The 21,261-nt window shown below is 70.4% G+C and carries 20 protein-coding genes; 9 read left to right on the top strand and 11 right to left on the bottom strand.

Translation table 11 applies throughout. The features are described 5' to 3' along the window. Positions 1 to 130 precede the first annotated feature (130 nt). On the top strand, positions 131 to 2,425 hold the full coding sequence (locus tag DVW87_RS14120; protein ID WP_114688456.1) for a CDC48 family AAA ATPase: 2,295 nt from the start codon (positions 131 to 133) through the stop codon (positions 2,423 to 2,425). A 110-nt stretch (positions 2,426 to 2,535) separates the two neighbouring features. On the opposite strand, the gene DVW87_RS14125 is transcribed toward DVW87_RS14120, so the two are convergent. Together DVW87_RS14125 and DVW87_RS14130 are read right to left on the bottom strand one after the other, a co-directional pair. After that, positions 2,536 to 3,813: an MFS transporter gene (locus DVW87_RS14125; RefSeq protein ID WP_114688457.1), complete on the bottom strand. Its 1,278-nt coding sequence runs from the start codon at positions 3,811 to 3,813 to the stop codon at positions 2,536 to 2,538. Then, positions 3,810 to 4,133: an antibiotic biosynthesis monooxygenase family protein gene (locus tag DVW87_RS14130; protein WP_114688760.1), complete on the bottom strand. Its 324-nt coding sequence runs from the start codon at positions 4,131 to 4,133 to the stop codon at positions 3,810 to 3,812. Before DVW87_RS14130 ends, DVW87_RS14125 begins: the two co-directional genes overlap by 4 nt. Before the next feature lie 149 nt (positions 4,134 to 4,282). Here DVW87_RS14130 and DVW87_RS14135 point away from each other — a divergent pair, with 149 nt between their 5' ends. Beyond that, on the top strand, positions 4,283 to 4,903 hold the full coding sequence (locus DVW87_RS14135) for a class I SAM-dependent methyltransferase (protein WP_181814849.1): 621 nt from the start codon (positions 4,283 to 4,285) through the stop codon (positions 4,901 to 4,903). A gap of 89 nt (positions 4,904 to 4,992) precedes the next feature. Here DVW87_RS14135 and DVW87_RS14140 read toward each other — a convergent pair whose 3' ends face one another. Next, the gene (locus tag DVW87_RS14140) at positions 4,993 to 5,223 is read right to left on the bottom strand and encodes a hypothetical protein (protein WP_114688458.1); all 231 of its coding nucleotides are present in this window, start codon (positions 5,221 to 5,223) and stop codon (positions 4,993 to 4,995) included. 107 nt (positions 5,224 to 5,330) lie between these two features. Between DVW87_RS14140 and DVW87_RS14145 the strand changes: the two genes are divergently transcribed. Continuing rightward, positions 5,331 to 7,151, top strand: coding sequence for an ABCB family ABC transporter ATP-binding protein/permease (locus tag DVW87_RS14145; protein ID WP_114688459.1), 1,821 nt, complete (start codon positions 5,331 to 5,333; stop codon positions 7,149 to 7,151). A gap of 1 nt (position 7,152) precedes the next feature. On the opposite strand, the gene ung is transcribed toward DVW87_RS14145, so the two are convergent. Continuing rightward, positions 7,153 to 7,827, bottom strand: coding sequence for a uracil-DNA glycosylase (ung, locus tag DVW87_RS14150; protein ID WP_114688460.1), 675 nt, complete (start codon positions 7,825 to 7,827; stop codon positions 7,153 to 7,155). A 62-nt stretch (positions 7,828 to 7,889) separates the two neighbouring features. Here ung and DVW87_RS14155 point away from each other — a divergent pair, with 62 nt between their 5' ends. After that, entirely contained in the window at positions 7,890 to 8,909 is a 1,020-nt protein-coding gene (locus tag DVW87_RS14155; RefSeq protein WP_114688461.1) for an ATP-dependent DNA ligase, read from the top strand. Here the strand turns inward: DVW87_RS14155 and rpoN are convergent. From rpoN to DVW87_RS14180, 5 genes are all read right to left on the bottom strand, one after another. Then, positions 8,906 to 10,399 carry an RNA polymerase factor sigma-54 gene (gene rpoN, locus DVW87_RS14160; RefSeq protein WP_114688462.1) on the bottom strand — a complete coding sequence of 498 codons (1,494 nt, stop codon included), beginning with the start codon at positions 10,397 to 10,399 and terminating at the stop codon, positions 8,906 to 8,908. The genes DVW87_RS14155 and rpoN overlap by 4 nt on opposite strands. A gap of 48 nt (positions 10,400 to 10,447) precedes the next feature. Continuing rightward, positions 10,448 to 11,224: an LPS export ABC transporter ATP-binding protein gene (gene lptB, locus DVW87_RS14165; protein WP_114688463.1), complete on the bottom strand. Its 777-nt coding sequence runs from the start codon at positions 11,222 to 11,224 to the stop codon at positions 10,448 to 10,450. A 133-nt stretch (positions 11,225 to 11,357) separates the two neighbouring features. After that, positions 11,358 to 11,909, bottom strand: coding sequence for an LptA/OstA family protein (locus DVW87_RS14170; RefSeq protein ID WP_114688464.1), 552 nt, complete (start codon positions 11,907 to 11,909; stop codon positions 11,358 to 11,360). A 6-nt stretch (positions 11,910 to 11,915) separates the two neighbouring features. Then, complete coding sequence (gene lptC / locus DVW87_RS14175) at positions 11,916 to 12,554, bottom strand: LPS export ABC transporter periplasmic protein LptC (protein WP_114688465.1); 639 nt, start codon at positions 12,552 to 12,554, stop codon at positions 11,916 to 11,918. Continuing rightward, positions 12,547 to 13,167, bottom strand: a complete 621-nt coding sequence (locus DVW87_RS14180; protein WP_114688466.1) for a ribonuclease D — start codon at positions 13,165 to 13,167, stop codon at positions 12,547 to 12,549. The genes lptC and DVW87_RS14180 overlap by 8 nt, the downstream gene beginning before the upstream one ends. A gap of 226 nt (positions 13,168 to 13,393) precedes the next feature. Here DVW87_RS14180 and DVW87_RS18510 point away from each other — a divergent pair, with 226 nt between their 5' ends. Further along, positions 13,394 to 14,254 (top strand): cold-shock protein, encoded by an 861-nt coding sequence (locus DVW87_RS18510; RefSeq protein ID WP_114688467.1) that lies wholly within the window; start codon positions 13,394 to 13,396, stop codon positions 14,252 to 14,254. 85 nt (positions 14,255 to 14,339) lie between these two features. On the opposite strand, the gene DVW87_RS14190 is transcribed toward DVW87_RS18510, so the two are convergent. Both DVW87_RS14190 and DVW87_RS14195 read right to left on the bottom strand, forming a co-directional pair. Continuing rightward, positions 14,340 to 15,548, bottom strand: a complete 1,209-nt coding sequence (locus DVW87_RS14190) for a tetratricopeptide repeat protein (protein ID WP_114688468.1) — start codon at positions 15,546 to 15,548, stop codon at positions 14,340 to 14,342. 44 nt (positions 15,549 to 15,592) lie between these two features. Continuing rightward, positions 15,593 to 15,754, bottom strand: coding sequence for a DUF1674 domain-containing protein (locus DVW87_RS14195; protein ID WP_114688762.1), 162 nt, complete (start codon positions 15,752 to 15,754; stop codon positions 15,593 to 15,595). A gap of 62 nt (positions 15,755 to 15,816) precedes the next feature. Between DVW87_RS14195 and DVW87_RS14200 the strand changes: the two genes are divergently transcribed. The 4 genes from DVW87_RS14200 to purH all read left to right on the top strand — a co-directional run bounded on the left by DVW87_RS14200 (position 15,817) and on the right by purH (position 21,234). After that, positions 15,817 to 17,076: an RsmB/NOP family class I SAM-dependent RNA methyltransferase gene (locus DVW87_RS14200; protein WP_114688469.1), complete on the top strand. Its 1,260-nt coding sequence runs from the start codon at positions 15,817 to 15,819 to the stop codon at positions 17,074 to 17,076. Between the two features lie 41 nt (positions 17,077 to 17,117). After that, on the top strand, positions 17,118 to 17,774 hold the full coding sequence (gene rpe, locus DVW87_RS14205) for a ribulose-phosphate 3-epimerase (protein ID WP_114688470.1): 657 nt from the start codon (positions 17,118 to 17,120) through the stop codon (positions 17,772 to 17,774). A gap of 128 nt (positions 17,775 to 17,902) precedes the next feature. Further along, a complete protein-coding gene (locus DVW87_RS14210; protein ID WP_114688763.1) occupies positions 17,903 to 19,537 on the top strand; it encodes a heparinase II/III family protein in 1,635 nt (544 codons plus the stop codon). Positions 19,538 to 19,671: 134 nt separating this feature from the next. Continuing rightward, the gene (purH, locus tag DVW87_RS14215) at positions 19,672 to 21,234 is read left to right on the top strand and encodes a bifunctional phosphoribosylaminoimidazolecarboxamide formyltransferase/IMP cyclohydrolase (RefSeq protein ID WP_114688471.1); all 1,563 of its coding nucleotides are present in this window, start codon (positions 19,672 to 19,674) and stop codon (positions 21,232 to 21,234) included. The last annotated feature ends 27 nt before the right edge of the window (positions 21,235 to 21,261 follow it).

Genomic DNA, 21,261 nt, shown 5'->3' on the forward strand with positions numbered 1-21,261 from the left:
TTGGATCGGCCTTTTTTTTGTCCGTTTTCAAGCCTCTTCGCTGTCGATGTGTCCGGCAGGTGGCGTCGGCGGAACCGGCCCCCTATCTCGCGCGCTCCACTTTTTCCGAATGAGCGAGGGATCACGCGCGATGGCCGACGGCGAAGCACAAACGCAGAGGCTGCAGGTGGCCAATGCGCGGCCCGAGGATTCGGGGCGCGGCTTGGCGCATGTGCCGCGCGGGCTGCTGGCGGCGCTGGGCATCGGCGAAGGCGACGTGATCGAGATCATCGGCAAGTCCTCCACCCCCGCGCGCGCGGTGGCGCCCTATCCCGAGGACGAGGGGCTGGAGATCATCCGCATCGACGGCCTGCAGCGCGCCAATGCCGGGGTCGGCTCCGGCGACTTCGTGGAGGTGCGCGCCGTCGAGTCGAAGCCGGCGACCCGCGTGGTGTTCGCGCCGGCGCAGCAGAACCTGCGGCTGCAAGGCTCCACCCAGGCGCTGAAGCGCACCTTTTTCGGCCGGCCGCTGCACCAGGGCGACGTGGTGGCGACGGCGGGCCAGCAGCGCGTCGACAACATGCCGCCGGGCGTGCAGCAGTTCCTGCGCGCGCCGGCTTATGCCTTGCAGGAGATCCGCCTGGCGGTGATCGCCACCACGCCGCGCGGCGTCGTGCATGTCGACGAGAACACCGAGATCGAGCTGCGCGCCGAATATGAGGAACCGCGCGAGACGCGCCGGGCGGACGTCACCTATGACGATCTCGGCGGCATGGGGCCGACCATCGACCAGCTGCGCGAGATGGTGGAGCTGCCGCTGCGCTATCCGGAGCTGTTCCAGCGGCTGGGCGTCGATCCGCCCAAGGGGCTGCTGCTCTACGGGCCTCCCGGCACCGGCAAGACGCGGCTGGCGCGCGCGGTGGCGAACGAAAGCGACGCGCAGTTCTTCCTCATCAACGGCCCCGAGATCATGGGCTCGGCCTATGGCGAGTCGGAAGGCCGGTTGCGCCAGGTGTTCGAGGAAGCGAACGCCAATGCGCCCGCGATCATCTTCATCGACGAGATCGACTCGATCGCGCCCAAGCGCGGGCAGGTTTCCGGCGAGGCGGAGAAGCGGCTCGTCGCGCAGCTGCTGACGCTCATGGACGGGCTGGAAGCGCGCGCCAACATCGTCATCATCGCCGCCACCAACCGGCCGGAAGCGATCGACGAGGCGCTGCGCCGGCCGGGCCGGTTCGACCGCGAGATCGTGGTCGGCGTGCCGGACGAGCGCGGGCGTCGCGAGATCCTGGCCATCCACACCCGCGGCATGCCGCTGGGCGACCGCGTGGACCTGAACGAGCTGGCACGCACCACCTACGGCTTTGTCGGCGCCGACCTCGCCGCCCTGGCGCGCGAGGCGGCGATCGAGGCGGTGCGCCGGATCATGCCCAGGCTGAACCTGTCGGAGGGCACGATCCCGCCGGAGGTGCTCGACACGCTGGCGGTCACCCGCGAGGACTTCCTGGAAGCGCTGAAGCGCGTCCAGCCGTCCGCCATGCGCGAGGTGATGGTGGAGGCGCCGCGCGTCCGCTGGGACGATGTCGGCGGGCTCGACAAGGCGCAGGAGCGGCTGCGCGAGGGCGTGGAGCTGCCGCTGAAGGACCCGGACGCGTTCCGGCGGCTCGGCATCCGCCCGGCCAAGGGGTTCCTGCTCTATGGCCCGCCCGGCACCGGCAAGACCTTGCTGGCCAAGGCGGTGGCGCGCGAGGCGGAGGCGAACTTCATCGCCACCAAATCCTCCGACATGCTCAGCAAATGGTATGGTGAGAGCGAGCAGCAGATCGCCCGCCTGTTCCAGCGCGCGCGGCAGGTGGCGCCCTGCGTGATCTTCATCGACGAGCTCGACAGCCTGGTGCCCGCGCGCGGCGGCGGCCTGGGCGAGCCGCAGGTGACCGAGCGCGTGGTCAACACGATCCTGGCCGAGATGGACGGGCTGGAGGAGCTGCAATCGGTGGTGGTGATCGGCGCGACCAACCGGCCCAACCTGATCGATCCCGCGCTTCTGCGGCCGGGCCGTTTCGACGAGCTGGTCTATGTCGGCGTTCCCGGCGAGGAAGGGCGTCGCCGCATTCTCGCCATCCAGACGCAGAAGATGCCGCTGGCCGGCGACGTCGATCTCGATGCGGTCGCCGCGCGCACCGATCGCTTCACGGGCGCGGATCTGGAGGATGTGGTGCGCCGCGCCGGCCTTACCGCGCTGCGCCGGTCGCTGGGCGCGCGCGAGGTCTACATGTCCGACTTCGAGGAAGCGCTCACCGAATCGCGCGCCAGCGTGACGGCGGAGATGGAGCGGGAGTACGAGCAGATGGCCTCGCGGTTGAAGCAGGACGCGGCGGCGATCCAGCCGCTCGGCTTCATCACGCCGGGCCAGCTCACCCCGCGGGGGCCGAAGGGCAGCGATTGACCCGTCTCCCGTCGCCCAGCTCCGTTCGCCCCGGCCAGGGACCGGGCGCAAGCGAAGTCCCGCTTCGCGGCGCCAGGGGCTACTCAGAACGAACGGTCGGAGTGGGCGGCTCAGGCTTCCCGCAACGCCTTCAACGCATAAACCAGCAGCAGCACCAGCGCGCCGCCGGCCAGCAGGTACGGCAGCGCATGGTGCGCCTGGTAGAGCGCGACGCCGATCGACGGCCCCAGCACGAAGCTGGCGCCGTTGACGCTCGTCACCTTGCCGGCGACCGATCCCTGGGCCGCGGGCCCCACCGCCAGCGAGGCACCGGCGGTGAAGCCCGGCCGCACGAAGCCGAACCCGGCGGACGCCAGGCCATAAGCGAGCGCGATGCCGTAGAGCGACGGGGAAAGGCCGGTCAGCGCGGTGCCCGCCGCCGCCACGGCAAGGCCGACGATCACCAGCTGGCGCGGCTTGAGGTCGAACAGCGGGATCAGCCCCCATTGCACCAGCAGGGCCGATCCCGCGCCGATCATCAGCACCAGCCCGGTCGGCTGCAACGCGGCCGCCGGTGCAACGCCGAGCCGGTCGATCACCAGAAAGCCGATCGCCTGCCCGGTCATCGCCTGCGCATGGCCCATCACCAGCCCCAGCAGCATCCAGGCGCGCACGCGCGGGTCGAGATAGCCGACATGCTCCACATGCGGCTCTACCGCCGCCGCCACGCTGGCGCCCGAGGCCTGGCCGCCGATCGACGGATAGGCGTTGGCCGCCCCATGCGCCTCGGCGGTGAGGCCCCGATCGTCCGGCAGCTGGCGCAGCACCGCCAGGAACATCGCCAGGCCGAAGGCGGAGAACAGGAAAGCGGGGCCGGCCAGCCCGATCTCCACCCCGCCCAGATGGCCCAGCGTCAGATAGGGTGCGATCGCCGGCCCCAGGATGGTGCCCAGGCCAAAGGCGGAGCCGAGCAGCGTCAGCGCCTTGGTGCGCTCCTCCCGCGTGGTACGACCCGCCACCAGCGCCTGAACGGCCGGCGGCGCGGCCGCCCCGCAGCTGCCATAGATCAGCCGCCCGACGATGAAGAGGCCGAACGCCGCCGTGCCGCCGATCCAGCCGTTGATGCCTGCGGTCAGGAACAGCCCGCACAGCAGCAGCGACACGGTGAACCCGCCCATGCCGAGCAGGATCATGGCGCGTCGCCCGTGCCGGTCCGACCTATTCGCCCAGAACGGCGCGGCGAGCACCCACAGGAGCGCCGAGATCGAGAAAGCCGCCGCCACCGCCGAGTCCGCCACCCCCAGCGACCTGCCGAGCGCCGGCAGCACCGATTGCAGCGCGGTGTTCCCCGCCGCGATCGTCAGCATCACCGCGAACAGAAGCGCGAAGTCGCGCGGCGGGCTCTTCATCCGCCTGTCCACGAATAGCCGCGCTCGACGCGGGCCACTGTCACCCGGTACCAGTCGTACCAGCGCTCGCGGCCCTGCTCGCGAATGGCGCGGTGATCGGCATGCGCGCGCCACGCGACAGCGCTTTCCTCGTTGGCCCAGTAGCTGACGGTGATGCCGATGCCGTCGGCGCCTCTTGCCGATTCCATCCCGCGAAAGCCGGGCTGCTCGGCGGCCAGTGCCTCCATCGCCCGGGCGGCGCGGGAATAGCCTTCCTCGTCGTCCGCGGTGCGCGCGGACGTGAAGACAATAGCGGTCTGACCGTGCCGGTCCTCTCCCATCGCGCCCTTCGTGACGCCCCGCGAGCGGTCGCGCAAGCCCCCGCCGGCGGCCTTCGTCCCGGCGGAGCGAGGCCGGCGCAACCCGATCGCTTGAATGTTCGTTGCAGGTTTGCCATCGCATGGCCGAACCGTACGTTACAGAACAAGGAATGCCCGTGACCGCATCCACCGCCGCCGCGCGCCGTCAGCGACGCAAGGAAGCCGGCGTTCCTTCGCCCTGGAGCATGTTTCTCCAGGGGTTCTTCAAGCACCCGGTGATGGTGGGCTCGATCGTGCCGTCCTCCGGCAAGCTGATCCGCAAGATGCTGAAGCCGGTGGACTGGGCCAACACCAGGCTGTTCGTGGAATACGGCCCCGGTGTCGGCACCTTCTGCCGCGAAGTGCTCGATCGGCTGCCGGCGGACGGCAAGTATATCGCGATCGACACCAACCCGGACTTCATTCGCTACCTGCGCCACGAAATCGCCGACCCGCGCTTCTTCGCGGTGCACGGCTCGGCGGCGGACGTGGAACAGATCGTGCGCGATCATGGGTTCGAGAAGGCGGACTACGTCCTGTCCGGCCTGCCTTTCTCCACGCTGCCGGCCGGCGTGGGCGACGCGATCGGCCAGGCGACCGCCAACGTGCTGCGGCCGGGCGGCGCCTTTCTCGTTTATCAGTTCAGCCCCAAGTGCCGCGACTTCATCGCGCCCTATCTCGGCCGCGTCGACCACGACATGGAATGGTGGAACGTGCCGCCGGCGCAGCTCTATTGGGGCTGGAAGGACTGAGCGGCCCAGTTACGCGGCCCAGTCACCCGGCCCAGTCACCCGGCCCAGTCACCCGGCCCAGTCACCCGGCCTCTTCACCCGGCGCGGCGTTACCCGGCGCGGCGCGCGCTCTTCGTTCCGGTCATCTGCAGGCCCGACGACCGGCACGCCGCGCTGATTTCCGGGTAATCGAGGTCGGTGTTGCGCGCGAGCGCCGCGGGCATCGCCGCCTGGCACTGCGCCGCGCTGGCATAATGCGCCGGTTCCACCCGCGCCTGCTGGCATCCCTGCGACGCATCGCCGCAGCCCAGGATCGCCATCACGAAGTATACGGGTTCCATACGCCACACTCCCGACCTTGCGGCAAATCAATGCCCCGGGCGGCTGTAGGTTCCTCGGTTGCGACGAGCCGTTGCCGCGGCGCGCATGCTTCCTACATGGGGGAGCGATGCCCCCGATGACCGTTCCGACCCGCGCCGAGCCGCCGCTGCTGCCGACGCTGCGCCGGTTTCTTCCCTATCTCTGGCCCGCGGATCGCCCCGCCTTGCGCCTGCGCATCGTGCTGGCCATGGCGCTCGTCGGCTTCTCCAAGGTCGTCCAGGTCTATGGCGCCCCCTTTGCCCTGCAAGGGGCGGTGGATCGCATGGCCGGAGAGCAGCGCGGCGTGGCGAGCCTCGTGGTGCTGCTGGTGGTCGGCTATGCCGCCGCGCGGTTCGGCGCGACCCTGTTCGACAATTTGCGCAACGTGGTGTTCGAGCGGGTGGGCCAGGAGGCGACCCGCCGGCTGGCGAGCAACGTCTTCGCCCACCTCCACCGCCTGTCGCTGCGCTTCCACCTGGAACGGCGCACGGGCGAGGTCGCCAAGGTGGTGGAGCGCGGCACCAAGAGCATCGACACGATGCTCTATTTCCTCCTGTTCAACATCGCGCCGACGGTGCTCGAACTCGGGCTGGTGCTCGGCATCTTCTGGACGCGGTTCGGCGTGTGGCTGGTGGTCTCCACCCTGGCGATGGTGGCGGTGTACATCGTTTTCACCCGCAAGGTGACCGACTGGCGATCGGCCTTGCGCATGCGGATGAACGATCTCGATACCGGCGCGGTCGCCCACGCGGTCGATTCGCTGCTCAATTTCGAGACGGTGAAGTATTTCGGTGCCGAGGCGCGGGAGGCGCGTCGCTACGATGCGGCCATGGCCGCCTATTCCAGCGCCGCGACCCGCAGCGAGAACAGCGTGGCCTGGCTGAACATCGGGCAGGCGGCGATCACCAACCTGATGCTGGGCGGCGGCATGGCGCTGGTGGTGCTCGGCTGGCGCGACGGGCGTTTCTCGCCCGGTGACGTGGTGCTGGTGTCCACCCTGCTGTCGCAGCTGTTCCGGCCGCTCGACCTGCTCGGCATGGTGTACCGCACGATCCGCCAGGGCGTGCTGGACATGGGCGCCATGTTCGACCTGATCGACACCCGCTCCGAAGTGACCGACGCACCGGGCGCGCCGCCGCTCCGGGTGGCGGCCGGCCATGTGCGCTTCGAGGACCTGCGCTTCGGCTATGAGCCCGGCCAGCCGATCCTCAAGGGCATTTCGCTGGACGTGGCCGCGGGCCAGACGCTGGCGGTGGTGGGGCCGTCCGGCGCGGGCAAGTCGACGCTGGCGCGGCTGATGTACCGCTTCTACGACCCGGACGGCGGGCGCATCACCATTGACGGGCAGGACATCGCCGAGGTGACGCAAGGCTCCTTGCGCGCCGCGATCGGCATCGTGCCGCAGGACACCGTGCTGTTCAACGACACGATCGGCTACAACATCGCCTATGGCCGGGAAGGCGCGAGCGAGGCCGAGATCGAGGCGGCGGCCCGCGGCGCGGCGATCGCCGGCTTCATCGAGCGGCAGCCGGACGGGTATGCCACCCGCGTCGGCGAGCGCGGCCTCAAGCTGTCGGGCGGCGAGAAGCAGCGGGTGGCGATCGCGCGCACCCTCCTGAAGGATCCGCCGATCCTGATCCTGGACGAGGCGACCAGCGCGCTGGACAGCCGCACCGAGGCCGACATCCTGGAGACGCTGCGGGGGGTGGAGCAGGGGCGCACCACCATTGTCATCGCCCACCGCCTGTCGACGATCGTCCATGCCGACCAGATCGTGGTGCTGGAGGGCGGCCGCGTGGCCGAGCGCGGCACCCATGCCGAGCTGCTGCGGCGCGGCGGCCTTTATGCCGAGATGTGGAACCGGCAGGCGGCCGAGCGCGAGGAAGGCGAGGCGCTGGCCGCGGAGTAGCTCAGGGCAGGCGCCAGTCGATCGCCCCGCGCCCGTTCGCTTCCAGAAAGGCGTTGGCCCGGCTGAACGGCCGCGAGCCGAAAAAGCCCCGCCGCGCCGACAGCGGGGAGGGGTGCGGCGATTGCAGCACCAGATGCCGGTCCGATTGCACCAGCGCCGCCTTTTTCTGGGCATGGGCGCCCCACAGCACGAAGACGCCGGGCGCGCCTTGCGCATCCACCGCGCGGATGATCGCGTCGGTCAGCGCTTCCCACCCGCGCCCCTGATGCGCGCCGGCCGTCGCCAGCTCCACCGTCAGCACCGTGTTGAGCAGCAGCACGCCCTGCCGCGCCCAATGCTCCAGCAGCCCATGGTGCGGCCGCGCCAGCCCCAGATCGGCTTCCAGCTCCTTGAAGATGTTGACGAGGCTGGGCGGCGGTCGGACGCCCGGCGGCACGGAGAAGGCGAGGCCGTGCGCCTGACCCTCGCCATGATAGGGGTCCTGCCCCAGGATCACCACGCGAACGGCGGCGAGCGGCGTCAGCTCGAGCGCGCGAAACCAGTCGGCCTGCGCCGGGAAGAGGCGCTTTCCCGCCTCCACCTCGCATGCCAGGAAAGCCTGCAAGTGCTCGAGCGGTGGCGCGTCGACCCGGTTGTTCAGCGCCGCGCGCCAGTCGGGGGGGAGACGGTCCAGCATTTGCTCGCCTGTTCGGCCGGGCGGCGCGCGTGTCAACCGGCGCGCTCGTGCGTTGGTCTGCCATGCCGTTTCCCGATCTCGCCCTCGCGCCGATGGAAGCGCGGTTGCAGGACAGCCTGCCCGACGAGGGCGGCTGGCAGTTCGAGCCCAAATGGGACGGCTTTCGCTGCCTGGCCTTTCGCGATGGCGGCACCGTGACCCTGATGTCCAAGGGCGGCAAGCCGCTCGGGCGCTACTTTCCCGAAGTCGTCGCCGGGCTGGACGCGGTCGGCGGGCGCTGGGTGCTCGATGGAGAGCTGATCATCCCGGTCGGGGCCAGCCTTGATTTCTCGGCGTTGCAGATGCGGCTGCACCCCGCCGAAAGCCGCATCCGCCGGTTGGCGGCAGAAACGCCCGCGCAACTGATGCTGTTCGATTGCCTGTGGGACGCCGGCGCCTTGCTCGACCGACCGCTGGCCGAGCGCCGCTTGCGGTTGGAGCGCTGGCTGGCGGAGCATCCCTCGCCGACCCTGCGTCTGTCCCCCGCAACCCAGGATCCCGCCACCGCGCGCGACTGGCTGGCGAGTGCGGGCGGTGCCCTTGACGGCGTGGTCGCCAAGCGGCTCGACCAGCCCTACCGGGCCGGCGAGCGCGACATGGTGAAGGTCAAGCGCATGCGCACCGCGGACTGCGTCGTGGGCGGCTTTCGCTACACCAGCGGCGCCCGCTCAGTCGGCTCGCTCCTGCTGGGTCTCTATGACGATGCCGGGCTGCTCCATCATGTCGGCTTCACCTCCGGCATCGCCGCGCGCGAGCGGGCGGCGCTCACCGCCAGGCTGGAGCCGTTGATCGAGGCGCCCGGCTTCACTGGCGATGCGCCCGGCGGGCCGTCGCGCTGGTCCACGGAGCGTTCCGCCGCATGGCAGCCGCTGCGCGCCGACCTGATCGCCGAGGTCCGCTACGACCATGTCACCGGCCGTCGCTTTCGCCATGGCACGCGCTTCCTGCGCTGGCGCCCGGACAAGGCGCCGCGTCAATGCACCATGGATCAGTTGCAGGAGGAAGCACGCCCGGCGGTCGTCGCGAACGCGCTGGGCGCTTAGCTCCCCTCCAGCGCCTTCTGGCGGCGGCGCTGCACCGAGCTGCCGATGTTCATCGCCTCGCGATATTTCGCCACCGTGCGCCGGGCGATGTCGAAGCCCTTGGCGTTGAGCATCTCGACCAGCGTGTCGTCGGACAGGATCGCCTTGGGGCTTTCCGCGGCGATCAGTGCGCGCAGCGCCGACTTCACCGCCTGCGCCGACACCGCCTCGCCGCCATCGGCCGACTGGATCGCGGAGGTGAAGAAGTATTTCAGCTCGAACAGGCCGCGCGCGCAATGCAGGTACTTGTTCGACGTCACCCGGCTGACCGTCGATTCGTGCATCTCGATCACGTCGGCGATCTGGCGCAGCGTCATCGGCTTCAGATGCGCCACGCCGTGCAGGAAGAACGCCTCCTGCTGGCGCACGATCTCGGTGGCGACGCGGATGATGGTGCGCTGGCGCTGGTCCAGCGCCTTGACCAGCCAGTTGGCGCTGGCGAGACAATCGGAGAGCCACGCCTTGCTGGACTTGTCCTGCGGCCCGCCCGACAGCTCCTGGTAATAGCTGCGGTTGACGAGCACGCGGGGGAGGGTGGCGTTGTTCAGCTCCACCGCCCAGCCGCCCTTGGCTTTCGCGACATAGACGTCCGGCACCACGCTTTGCGTCGGCTCCCCGCCATAGCGGCAGCCGGGCTTGGGATCATAGCCGCGCAGCTCGCGGATCATGTCGGCAAGATCTTCGTCGTCCACGTCGCACACCCGGCGAAGGCGCGCCATGTCGCCGCGGGCGACCAGATCGAGATTGTCGATCAGCCGCGCCATGCACGGATCGTAGCGGTCCGCCTCCCTGGCCTGCAGCGTCAGGCACTCCGCCAGGCTGCGCGCGCCGACGCCGGTCGGCTCGAACGTCTGCACCACCGCCAGCACCGCCTCCACGCGCGCCAGCGGCACGCCCAGGCGATTGGCGATGTCCAGCAAGGAGGCGGTGAGATAGCCCGCCTCGTCGATCTGGTCGATCAGATGCGCCGCGATGAACAGGTCCGCGCCGTCCACCGCCAGCCCGGCCTGCGCGAGCAGATGGTCGGCCAGGTTGAGATCGGCCGCGGCGAAGCTGTCGAAGTCGGGTCCGTCCTCCGCGCCCGGCCCGGAAACGCCGCTCACGCCCAGCGCGCCGTCCATCCCGCCGCCGCCATCGGCCGGGCTGTCATGGTGGAAGGACTCGGCGCCCAGATCCACGTCGAGCGCGGCCTCGCCCGTGCCTTCCCCGACAAGGACGAGTTCGTCCGCGGCAGCCGGCGCGTCGCGCTCGGGCGGCGCCTCCCGCTCGATCACCGGCGCCTCGTCGTCCGGCACCGTGGCTTCGAGCAGCGGATTCTTCTCCAGCTCCTCGGCAATGAAGCCTTCCACCTCCAGGTTGGACAGCGCGAGCAGGCGGATCGCCTGCTGCAACTGCGGCGTCATCACCAGCGACTGCGATTGCCGCAGGTCGAGGCGCGGCGCGAGGCTCATCGGGGCGCCACCAGGATCGGGACGAGACGGGAGCAGCCGGGCATGGCGCTACAGCGAGAAGCCCTCGCCGAGGTACAGCCGGCGGACATTGGCGTCCTGCACCAGCTCCTCCGGCGATCCGGTGAACAGCACCCGGCCGTCATAGATGATGTAGGCGCGATCGACGATTTCCAGCGTCTCGCGCACATTGTGGTCGGTGATGAGCACGCCGATGTCGCGCCGCTTCAGGTCCTTCACCAGGTCGCGGATGTCGGCAATGGAGATCGGGTCGATGCCGGCGAACGGCTCGTCCAGCAGGATGATCGACGGGTTCGCCGCCAGCGCGCGGGCGATTTCCGCGCGGCGCCGCTCGCCGCCGGACAGCGCCATCGACGGCGAGTGGCGCAGGCGGGTGAGGCCGAACTCCTCCAGCAGCGTTTCCAGCCGGCGCGCGCGCGCCTCCGGCTCGGGCTCGGCAAGCTCGAGCACGGTGAGGATGTTCTTTTCCACCGAAAGCCCGCGGAAGATTGACGTCTCCTGCGGCAGGTAGCCCAGCCCCAGGATCGCGCGGCGGTACATGGGCAGGCCGGTGATATCGTCGCCATCCAGCAGGATGCGGCCCGAATCGGGCTTCACCAGCCCCATCACCGAATAGAAGCAGGTCGTCTTGCCGGCGCCGTTCGGGCCGAGCAGGCCGACCACCTCGCCCTTGGCGACCGACACGGACACGTCCGTCAGCACCGGACGCTTGTCATAGGCCTTGGCGATGGAGATCACCGACAGGCCGTTGGCCACCGGATCCTCGTGGATCGGCGTGGGAGCGTCCAGGGTATCGAGCGCGGTCATGGGCACGGCTCCTCGCACTTCATGGTTACCAGAAGCTTACCGCCGGTCCGTTTGGCGTGCTTCGTGCATAGCCATGCCTCAGCCGGCGTTCGGAGGGAAGCCCGGCTGCGACCATCCGGCGGGAAAAGACGGGTTACTGCCGCTTGGGAACGGAGAAGGTGCCCGTCACGCGCCCGCCCGACTGGCGCACGGTGCCGCCGTTGCCGGCCGAGCCGCCACCCACCGCCGCGTTGCCGTCGATGGTCGCGCGGCCGGTGTCGAGATTGATGACCAGCCGGCTGCCGTTCACGCTGTTCCCGCCCTGGGTCAGCGTGACGCCGCCGAGCATGGTGATGACGCGGCGGTTGAGATCGTAGATGCCGTACTGGCCGCGCGCGGTCTGGCCCGGGCGGGTGACGGTAACGCCGCCGGTCGCATCCAGGCGCGAGACCTGCGGGCTGCCGTCCACCACCTGGCCGGTATAGGCGACGGTCATGCGGCTGGCGGTGAGGTTCATCTCCGCCTGCTGCACCGAAACGTTGCCGGACAGCACCGCGCGGTTCGCCTTGTCCTGCAGCTCGATATGATTGGCGCTGAAGTTGATCGGCGCCTGGCTGTTGTGCCGGCCCTGGGCGAGCAGGGCGGGCGCCAGCACGGGCGAGGCGATCACGGCCAGGGAGGCGAGCAGGAGAAGCGGGCGCTGCATGACGGGTTATTTCGTCCCTCGCGGCACGATCCGCAAGCGGGCATTGCCGTCGAGGGAAACGGTCTGGTTCTCGAGGTCCGCGCGCATGCGGTTGGCGCTGAAGCTTCCCTGCGGCACCCGGCCGGTAACGGCGCTGTCGCTTTCCATGCGGCTGGTCTTCAGATCCAGCGTGGCCGCGTCGGTATCCAGCTGGTAGCCATTGGTTGCGCGAAACTTCAGCGCGCCGTCCAGCTTCACCTTCTCGGTATCGAGATCATAGGCGCCGTGCGGCGCGGTCAGCGTCGCCGGCCCGTCGGCAAGCTGGATCTTGGCCGCGAGCGTGTTGATCTGCACCACGGGCTGGGCCGAGCTCTGCTGCACCGCGGAGCCGGCGGTGAGGGCAAAGGCGCGGCCCTTGCCGTCCTCGCCCCGGTACAGTGCGGACTGCAGCCGCAGCCGCTCCTTGGCGACCTCCACCTTGTTCTTGTCGAGCAGAAAGGACACGTCGCCGCGCATGGTGAGCGGGGCCATCACCAGAAACGCCGCCAGCACGCCGATCGCCACCGGCAGGGCGGTGCGCGACACCGCGATAACCCGGTCGTGGCTGGAACCGGGCGCGGCCCAGACCTGCCGGGCCGAGCGCATGCGGCGCGCCTGCTCAGACATGCGCGAAGATGTCCACTTCCGGCCAGCCGGCAAGATCCAGCGCGGCGCGGTGGGGCAGGAAGTCGAAACAGGCCTGCGCCAGTTCCACCCGCTTTTCGCGCACCAGGCGGCGGTCCAGCTCCTCCTTCAGGCGATGGAGGAAGCGCACGTCGGAGGCGGCATAATCCTTTTGCGCCTCGCTGAGCACCGGGCCGCCCCAGTCGGACGATTGCTGCTGCTTGGAGATGTCCTGGCCGAGCAGCTCGCGCACCAGCTCCTTCAGCCCGTGGCGATCGGTATAGGTGCGCACCAGGCGCGAGGCGGTCTTCGTGCAGTAAACCGGCGCGGCATCCACGCCGAGATAGTGTTTCACCGCCGCCAGATCGAAGCGGGCGAAATGGTAGAGCTTCACGCGCGCCGGATCGGCGAGCAGCGCCTTGAGGTTGGGGGCGGCATAGCTGCTGTCCGGGCCGAAGCGCACCAGGTGCTCGTCCGGGCCGCCGTCCGACAATTGCACCACGCACAACCGGTCGCGCGGGGTGAGGAGGCCCATCGTCTCGGTGTCCACGGCGATGGAGGCGCCGGGGGCGAACAGGTCGGCGGGAATATCTTCTTCGTGCAGGAAAACGGCCATTGCGCCGGACTAGCCGCAGCGTCCCGGCTTGCAAAGCGCCAATCCGCGGCGGAAAAGACACAGAGGGGGTCTTGGCGCCGCATTTCTGACGAAATCATTTTCCGGGTGGCGATATTTGCGCTACGGTGAGTCGCAAACGCTTTAGGTTTGGCGTTCGTACGCTCGCGCTTTCGTCCGGCGCCGGCTGTATGGCAGTGAATGGACGAGCCGGGAAGACGAACAGGGCATGAGTTTCGATAAGGGTGGCCGCGGGAACCGCGGTGGACGTGGCCGCGACAAGCGCGATGGCTTTGGCGGCGACGATTTCGGCGGCGGCGGCGGCGGCTTCAACGATTTCGGCGGCGGCGGCTTTGGCGGCGGTGACCGCTTTGGCGGTGGCGGCGGTTATGGCGGCGGCGGTGGCGGTGGCTATCGCGGCGGCAGCGGTGGCGGCGGCGGCGATCGCTTCGGCGGTGGCGGCGGCTATGGCGGCGGCGGCGGTGGCGGTTTCCGCGGCGGCGGTGGCGGCGGCTTTGGTGGTGGCGGCGGCGGTGGCCGCGGCATGCCGCCGCAGGTCGTCGGCGAAGGCACCGGCGTGGTGAAGTTCTTCAACGCGCAAAAGGGTTTCGGCTTTGTGGTGCGCGATGACGGCGGCGAAGACGTGTTCGTGCACATCTCCGCTGTCGAGCAGGCGGGCCTGACCGGCCTGGCCGAGGGCCAGCCGCTCGGCTTCACCCTGGTGGATCGCGGCGGCCGCATCTCGGCCACCGAGCTGAAGATCGACGGCGAGCCGATGCCGGTGCAGGACCGCGGTCCGCGTCCCGACGCCGGCGGCATGGGCGCGCCGGGCGGCGCACCGCGCGGTGCCGGCGGCCCGCAGCGTCAGCTGACCGGCGAGAAGGCCACGGGCACCGTGAAGTTCTTCAACGCCATGAAGGGCTTCGGCTTCATCCAGCGCGACGATGGCCAGCCGGACGCCTTTGTCCACATCTCCGCCGTGGAGCGCGCGGGCATGCCGACGCTCAACGAAGGCGACAAGCTGGAGTTCGAGCTCGAGGTCGACCGTCGCGGCAAGTATGCCGCGGTGAACCTCGCACCGCTTAGCTGATCGGCTGATCCGGACAGGAAAGAGGCCCGGTTCCCTTGTGGGAGCCGGGCCTTTTCCTTGTCCGAATACCTCCGACGCCGCCCGCTCAGTCCTTCGCGCCTGGGCGGCCGTGTCGGGCCCGGAGGCGCTCCGCTGCCCGGCGGTCGGCGGCCTCCCTGTCGGCTTCTCCGAGGTGACGATAGGCCCCGGCCCGCATTGCATAGGCCCAGCCATCCGCAGGCGCGCGCGCGATGGCAGCGCTCAGCATTCTTACGACACCGTCGAGATCGTCGCGATATAGCGCAAGGACCGCCTTGCCATGCAGCGCGATCACGTAGCTGGGGTCGCTCGTCGCCACCCCGGCCAGATCGCGTTCGGCGCGGGTGCGGTCCCGTTTCCAGGCAAAAGCAAGGCCTCGACCGGCAAGCAGATCCGACCGCCCCGGCTCTCGCTCGAGCGCGGCGGTGAAGTCGGCAATCGCCGAATCGATGCGGCCCGCCTGCATCAGGATCCGCCCGCGGTTGAAATGGGCGTCCGTGTTGCCGGGATCGAGGCGGATGGCCGCCGAATAGTCAGCCACGGCCTGTTCGCGCCGCCCGCGCCGCTCGCGTACCAAGCCAAGATTGTAGTGCGCTGCCGAGCTGTCCGGATCGCTGCGCAGAGCGGCGGCATAATCCGCTTCCGCCGCATCATACCGGCCCAGTGTATAAAGCGCCGTTCCCCGGCTGAAGATCAGATCGCCACGAGGGGCATCCCCATCCGCCAGCGCCTCGTTGCAGGCCGCAAGTGCCTCCGCCGCGGACCAGCGATCCTTGTCGTTCCTGCATCTGTCCTGGATGACCTGCTTCGGCGCATCGAGGAACTGCTGCCCGCCGACAAGGACCAGCACGCTGCCGAGCAACAGGTTCCAGCCCACCGACGACCAGTAGCGAATCGGCTGGCCCAACCGCTCGAAGCGCCAGGTCACGCCACGCAGGAGCGGCTCCGCATTGCCCCCCTTATAGGCCTTCCACACCGTCCAGAGGGCCGCGCCACCGAGCCCGAGCTCGATAAGAGGGAAGAAGCGCGGCGCGCGCGCCATGTCCGCGGCAGCCTGGGTGAAGATGAAGATACCCAGCGCGAGCGCCGCGGCCACTATCGCCACGCCCTTGCCGAGCCCCATCGTGTCCGCCGGTTCGTTGGCGTCGCTCGGACCCCATCCGGTCAGGTGCGCGACGACGTTCCTCGCCGGCACCGCCGCGATCGCCGCGAGCAGGAGGAGAAGCCAGACCTGCACGGGAACGTCGCGAAACATCTCGCGGGAATGCTGATCCATCCCACAACGTCGCGCAATCCCTGCGGACCGCTGAACGACCGCCCTCAGAAATCGACGGCGATGCCCTTCAGCTCCCAGTCGCCGTTGCGGGTGGGATCGAGGCCGAGCGGATCCTTGTCCGGCCGCTTGCCCGGCTGCGGGGCGGGCACCGGCGGGTTGGGCGACAGATAGGCCGGCGGCTTCACATGGTCGGGGCGCTTGGACATGAGCGACATGTCGGTCCGCGCCCTGGCTTTGGCAAGCGGCGCGCCGTGCGTTAGGGGGCGCAATGGCTTCCCGTCCCAGCGATCCCCCCGGTTTCCCCGCACGCCGCGCCGCGCTGCGCCTGCTCGATGCCGTGCTGCGGCAGGGGCTGGCGCTGGAACAGGCGCTGCCGCGCGCGACGCAGGGGATCGAGCGGGCCGACGACCGCGCGCTTGCCCATGCCATCGCCGCCGAGACGCTGCGCCGCCTGCCCGATCTCGACGCGCTGATCGACTCGGCGACCCGCCAGCGCCTGCCGGACGACGCCAAGGCGCGGTTCGCGCTGCGCATCGCGCTGGTCCAGACGCTGGCGCTCGGCACCCCGCCCCACGCCGCGATCGCCACCGTGCTGCCGCTGGTCGAGGGCGGCCCGCGCAAGCTGGTGCACGGCGTGTTCGGCGCGCTGACCCGCGGTGGCGCGACGCTGCCGGAGGTGCCGGCGCTGCCGGCAGCGGTGGCGGAGCGCTGGGCGATGGCGTGGGGTGAGGACGTCGCCGCCGCCGCCGCGCGCGCGATTGCCGTGCCGCCGCCGCTCGACCTGTCGCTGCAGCGCGACGATGCCGAGAAGCCCGAAGGCGTCTCGCTCCTGCCGCGCCATCTCCGGCGCGAGCCGGGCAACGTCACCGAACTGCCGGGCTTCTCGACGGGCGACTGGTGGGTGCAGGACCTCGCCGCGTCGCTCCCCGCCCGGCTGATCGGGCGCGGCACCGGCGTGGCGCTCGACCTGTGCGCGGCACCGGGCGGCAAGGCGCTGCAACTGGCCGCCGCCGGCTGGCAGGTGACGGCGGTGGACGTGTCCGCCAGGCGTCTGGCGCGCCTTCACGAGAACCTCGCCCGCACCGGGCTGGAGGCGAAGGTCGTCACCGCCGACCTGCGGCAATGGTCGCCGCCCGCGCCGGCCGATGCGGTGCTGCTGGACGCACCGTGCAGCGCCACCGGCATCTTCCGCCGCCACCCCGACGTGCTGCACCGCACCCGCCCGCAGCTGATCGCGGACATGGCGGCGTTGCAAACGGCCCTGCTCGACCGCGCCGCCGGCTGGGTGAAACCGGGCGGCACGCTTGTCTACGCCACCTGCTCGCTGGAGCCGGAGGAGGGCGAGGAGCAGCTCGGCCGCTTTCTGGCGCGCGATGGCCGGTTCTCGCTCGATCCGGTGCAGGCGGACGAGCTGCCCGCCGGCATCGCGCCGGCCGCACAGGGCTGGGTGCGCACGCTGCCCGGCATGCTGGAGGCGGAAGGAGGCTGTGACGGCTTCTTCATCGCGAGGCTCCGTCGCGACAGCTGAACCGCTTGCAGGGGCGCTTGGCGATGGTAAAGCCGGAGCCCATGTCCGTCCGCATCGCGCCCTCGATCCTGTCCGCCGATTTCGCCAAGCTGGGTGAGGAAGTGCGCGCCATCGATGCCGCCGGGGCGGACTGGATCCATGTCGATGTGATGGACGGGCATTTCGTGCCCAACATCTCGATCGGGCCCGCGGTGGTGAAGGCGCTGCGCCCGCACTCCGCCAAGCCGTTCGACGTCCACCTGATGATCGCCCCGGTGGACCCGTATCTGGAAGCGTTCGCCGAAGCGGGTGCGGACGGCATCACCGTGCATGTCGAGGCCAGCCCCCACACGCACCGCACGCTGCAGCGCATCCGCCAGCTCGGCAAGCGGCCCGGCGTGGTGCTGACGCCGCAGACGCCGGCCAAGGCGCTCGACTATCTGCTGGAGGAGGTCGATCTCGTCCTGGTGATGAGCGTCAATCCCGGGTTCGGCGGGCAGAGCTTCATTGACAGCCAGTTGCGCAAGATCGAGGCAATCCGCCGCATGATCGACAAGGCGGGCCTGCCTGTCGATCTCGAGGTGGACGGCGGCATCGATCACGGCACCGCCCCGCGCGCGATCGCCGCCGGGGCCGACGTGCTGGTCGCCGGCACCGCCACCTTCCGCGGCGGGCCTGCCGCCTATGCCGAAAATATCAGAACCCTGCGCGGCCAGTGAACGAACCGCCCCGCGACCTCTCCGCCCCGGGCGGCCCTTCGCCTGACGGCCCCGCTCCGGACGGCATCGACGAGGGCAAGCGCCTCATCACGCTGGGCGGCGACAAGGGGCTGTCGCTGGCGGAGCGCATGGCGGAGCGGTTTCACCGCCTGACCTGGCGCACGCCGATCCACGGCCTGCGCCTGCGCGGGCGGCATCCGCTGAAGCTGATCGCGGTGCCCGACGATCCCTTTTTCGGCGATGTGGAGCGAGGGCGCGCGCTGCTCGAGGGGCGGATCAGCTATCGCGGCGAGAGCCACGCCATTGCCGACCTGGACCTGGCGCGCGGCAGCTTCGGCAAGCCGTTTGCCGAGTATCTGCACAGCTTTGCCTGGCTGCGCGACCTGTCCAGCGTCGCCACCCGCGCCAACGCGATCCCGATCGCCGAAGCGATCATGCGCCGCTGGCTGGACGCCCATGCCGACCTCGTCACCGAGCCGGCCTGGCGCGGCGACCTGTGGGGCCGGCGCATCCTGTTCTGGACGGCGCATGCGCCGCTGATCCTGTCGTCGGGCGACCTCGTCTACCGCAGCCGCGTGCTCAACACGCTGGCGCGCGGCGCCCGGCATCTCGACCGCGCGGCGGACAAGGCCGCGCCCGGTGCGCCGCGCATCGCCGCCGTATCCGGGGTGCTGGCGGCCAACCTGCTGGTGCCGGGCGGCGACACGGTGCGCGCGGCGCTGGAGGCGATGTTCACGCGCGCGATCCATGTCTCGGTGTACGAGGATGGCGGCAATGTCGCGCGCTCCGGCATGGCGCAGCTCGACATCGTGATGCTGCTGGGATCTTTGCGCGAATGTTATTGGGCGCGGCGGATCGATCCGCCGGCGATCCTGGAACAGACGGTCACCCGCATGGTGCCGGCCCTGCTCACGCTGCTGCACGGCGATGGCGCCTTGTCGAGCTGGCAGGGCGGCGGCCCGTTCGGCGCCGAGCGGCTGGCCCAGGCGATTGAGGGCAGCGGCGTGCGCGCGCGGCCGCTGCGCCAGTCTCGCGACTGGGGCTATCAGCGGCTCGCCTCGGGCGGCGCGGTGCTGGTGCTGGACGCCGCGCCGCCGCCGGTCGCGCGGGTGGTGGCCGGCGGCTGCGCCTCGACGCTCGCCTTCGAATTCTCGGACGGGCCGGCGCGGATCGTCGTGAACTGCGGCGGCGCGCGCGACGTGGCCGCGCAGGTGCCCGCCGCGCTGGCCGATGCGCTGCGCTCCACCGCCGCCCACTCCACGCTGGTGATCGGGGACTCGAACTCCACCGCGATCCATGCCGACGGCACGCTCGGCCGCGGGGTTTCGGCGGTGGAGCTCGTCCGCCAGGAAAGCGAAGGCGCCAGCCGTATCGAGGCGAGCCATGACGGCTATGTCCGCCGCTATGGCTTCACCCATCGCCGGCAATTGGTGCTGACCGCCGACGGGCGCGAGCTGCGCGGCGAGGACCAGCTGCTGCCGGCCGGGCGACGCCGGCGTGGCGGCCCGCTGGCCTTTGCCGTGCGCTTCCATCTCGGTCGCGGCGTGCAGGTCTCCCCCACCGCGGACGGCCAGGCGGCGCTGCTGCGGCTGCCGGGCGGCGCGCTGTGGCAGTTCCGCTGCCGCGGGGCGGCGGTGACGGTGGAGGAGTCGCTGTGGGTCGACGAGCATGGCCGGCCGCAGCGCACGCACCAGCTCGTTGTCGGCGGCGAGGCGGCGCCGGGCGGGGCCAATATCAGCTGGGCCTTGAAGCGCGCGGTGTGAGCGGGCGTCATTGCCAATGCCGTTCGTCCTGAGTAGCGGCTGAGCGCACGCGAGGACGCGTATCGAGGGACTGTGGTTCGAGACGGCACTTCGCGTGCGCTCAGCGCCTCCTCACCACGAACGGGGTAAGTATCATGATCGACGTGACCATTCGCCGCGCCCTGCTGTCCGTGTCGGACAAGACCGGGCTGGTCGAGCTTGCGCAGGGGCTGGCCGCGAGGGGCGTGGAGCTGGTTTCCACCGGCGGCACCGCGCGCGCGCTGCGCGAGGCGGGGCTGGACGTGCGCGACGTGTCGGACCTGACCGGCTTTCCCGAGATGATGGACGGGCGCGTGAAGACGCTGCACCCGAAGGTGCATGGCGGCCTGCTCGCGGTGCGCGACGACCCCGCGCATGTCGCCTCGATGGAGGAGCATGGCATTGGCGCGATCGATCTGGTGGTCGTCAACCTCTACCCGTTCGAGGCGACGGTGGCGAAGGGCGCGGGCCGCGACGAGATTATCGAGAATATCGACATCGGCGGCCCGTCCATGGTGCGCTCGGCGGCGAAGAATCATGCGTCGGTGGCGATCGTCACCGATCCGGCGGATTACCCGCTCGTCGCCGGGGGCACCACGACGCTGGAGCAGCGCCGCCGCTTCGCCGCCAAGGCCTATGCGCTCACCGCCACCTATGACGGCGCGATCGCGCGCTGGTTCGCGGAGAAGGACCAGGGCGAGCAGTTCCCGGCGACCCTGCCGTTCGTCCTGCGGCACGGCCGGGGCCTGCGCTATGGCGAGAACCCGCATCAGCAGGCGGCCTTCTACGCCGCCGCGGACGGCGTGCGCGGGATCGGCCAGGCGCGGCAGGTGCAGGGCAAGGAGCTTTCCTACAACAACCTCAACGATGCCGATGCCGCGCTGGAGCTGGTCGCCGAGTTCCGCGACGCCGCGCCGACCGCGGTGATCGTGAAGCACGCCAATCCCTGCGGCGTCGCCACCGGTGCCACGCTGGAGGCCGCCTATGCCGAGGCGTTTGCCTGCGACACGGTGTCCGCGTTTGGCGGGATCATCGCCGTCAACCGCCCGCTGGATGCCGCAACCGCGCGCCAGATCACCGGCATCTTCACCGAAGTGGTGATCGCGCCGGATGCCGACGAGGAAGCGCTGGCGCTGTTCGCGGCGAAGAAGAACCTGCGCCTGCTGCTGACCGGCGCGCTGCCCGATCCGGCGCGCACCGGGCTCTTCGCCAAGTCGATCGCCGGCGGCTGGCTGGTGCAGGGCCGCGACGACACGGCGGTGCCCGAGCTGAAGGTCGTCACGAAGCGCGCCCCGACCGAGCAGGAGCTCGCCGATTGCCGCTTCGCCTGGCTGGTGGCCAAGCATGTGAAGTCGAACGCGATCGTCTATGCCAGGGATGGTGCGACCGCCGGCATCGGCGCCGGGCAGATGAACCGCCTGGAGTCGGCGCGTATCGCCGCGTGGAAGGCCAAGGATGCGGCCGACAAGGCCGGCTGGGGCAGCCCGCGCACGATCGGCTCGGCGGTCGCGTCCGACGCGTTCTTCCCCTTCGCCGATGGTCTGCTGGCGGCGGTGGAAGCGGGCGCCACGGCGGTGATCCAGCCGGGCGGCTCGATCCGCGACGAGGAAGTGATCGCCGCCGCCGATGCCGCCGGCCTCGCGATGGTGTTCACCGGCGAGCGCCACTTCCGGCATTGATCGGCTCGCCCCACCGCTCAGCACGAG

The organism is Sphingomonas aracearum, from assembly GCF_003345355.1.
GTDB lineage: Bacteria > Pseudomonadota > Alphaproteobacteria > Sphingomonadales > Sphingomonadaceae > Sphingomonas > Sphingomonas aracearum.

What these genes read in the sequence shown, in the direction of transcription:
- DVW87_RS14120 (WP_114688456.1), top strand. Translation starts at nt 131, where the DNA reads ATGGCCGACGGCGAAGCACAAACGCAGAGGCTGCAGGTGGCCAATGCG.
- DVW87_RS14125 (WP_114688457.1), bottom strand. Translation starts at nt 3,813, where the DNA reads ATGAAGAGCCCGCCGCGCGACTTCGCGCTTCTGTTCGCGGTGATGCTG.
- DVW87_RS14130 (WP_114688760.1), bottom strand. Translation starts at nt 4,133, where the DNA reads ATGGGAGAGGACCGGCACGGTCAGACCGCTATTGTCTTCACGTCCGCG.
- DVW87_RS14135 (WP_181814849.1), top strand. Translation starts at nt 4,283, where the DNA reads ATGCCCGTGACCGCATCCACCGCCGCCGCGCGCCGTCAGCGACGCAAG.
- DVW87_RS14140 (WP_114688458.1), bottom strand. Translation starts at nt 5,223, where the DNA reads ATGGAACCCGTATACTTCGTGATGGCGATCCTGGGCTGCGGCGATGCG.
- DVW87_RS14145 (WP_114688459.1), top strand. Translation starts at nt 5,331, where the DNA reads ATGCCCCCGATGACCGTTCCGACCCGCGCCGAGCCGCCGCTGCTGCCG.
- ung (WP_114688460.1), bottom strand. Translation starts at nt 7,827, where the DNA reads ATGCTGGACCGTCTCCCCCCCGACTGGCGCGCGGCGCTGAACAACCGG.
- DVW87_RS14155 (WP_114688461.1), top strand. Translation starts at nt 7,890, where the DNA reads ATGCCGTTTCCCGATCTCGCCCTCGCGCCGATGGAAGCGCGGTTGCAG.
- rpoN (WP_114688462.1), bottom strand. Translation starts at nt 10,399, where the DNA reads ATGAGCCTCGCGCCGCGCCTCGACCTGCGGCAATCGCAGTCGCTGGTG.
- lptB (WP_114688463.1), bottom strand. Translation starts at nt 11,224, where the DNA reads ATGACCGCGCTCGATACCCTGGACGCTCCCACGCCGATCCACGAGGAT.
- DVW87_RS14170 (WP_114688464.1), bottom strand. Translation starts at nt 11,909, where the DNA reads ATGCAGCGCCCGCTTCTCCTGCTCGCCTCCCTGGCCGTGATCGCCTCG.
- lptC (WP_114688465.1), bottom strand. Translation starts at nt 12,554, where the DNA reads ATGTCTGAGCAGGCGCGCCGCATGCGCTCGGCCCGGCAGGTCTGGGCC.
- DVW87_RS14180 (WP_114688466.1), bottom strand. Translation starts at nt 13,167, where the DNA reads ATGGCCGTTTTCCTGCACGAAGAAGATATTCCCGCCGACCTGTTCGCC.
- DVW87_RS18510 (WP_114688467.1), top strand. Translation starts at nt 13,394, where the DNA reads ATGAGTTTCGATAAGGGTGGCCGCGGGAACCGCGGTGGACGTGGCCGC.
- DVW87_RS14190 (WP_114688468.1), bottom strand. Translation starts at nt 15,548, where the DNA reads ATGGATCAGCATTCCCGCGAGATGTTTCGCGACGTTCCCGTGCAGGTC.
- DVW87_RS14195 (WP_114688762.1), bottom strand. Translation starts at nt 15,754, where the DNA reads ATGTCCAAGCGCCCCGACCATGTGAAGCCGCCGGCCTATCTGTCGCCC.
- DVW87_RS14200 (WP_114688469.1), top strand. Translation starts at nt 15,817, where the DNA reads ATGGCTTCCCGTCCCAGCGATCCCCCCGGTTTCCCCGCACGCCGCGCC.
- rpe (WP_114688470.1), top strand. Translation starts at nt 17,118, where the DNA reads ATGTCCGTCCGCATCGCGCCCTCGATCCTGTCCGCCGATTTCGCCAAG.
- DVW87_RS14210 (WP_114688763.1), top strand. Translation starts at nt 17,903, where the DNA reads ATGGCGGAGCGGTTTCACCGCCTGACCTGGCGCACGCCGATCCACGGC.
- purH (WP_114688471.1), top strand. Translation starts at nt 19,672, where the DNA reads ATGATCGACGTGACCATTCGCCGCGCCCTGCTGTCCGTGTCGGACAAG.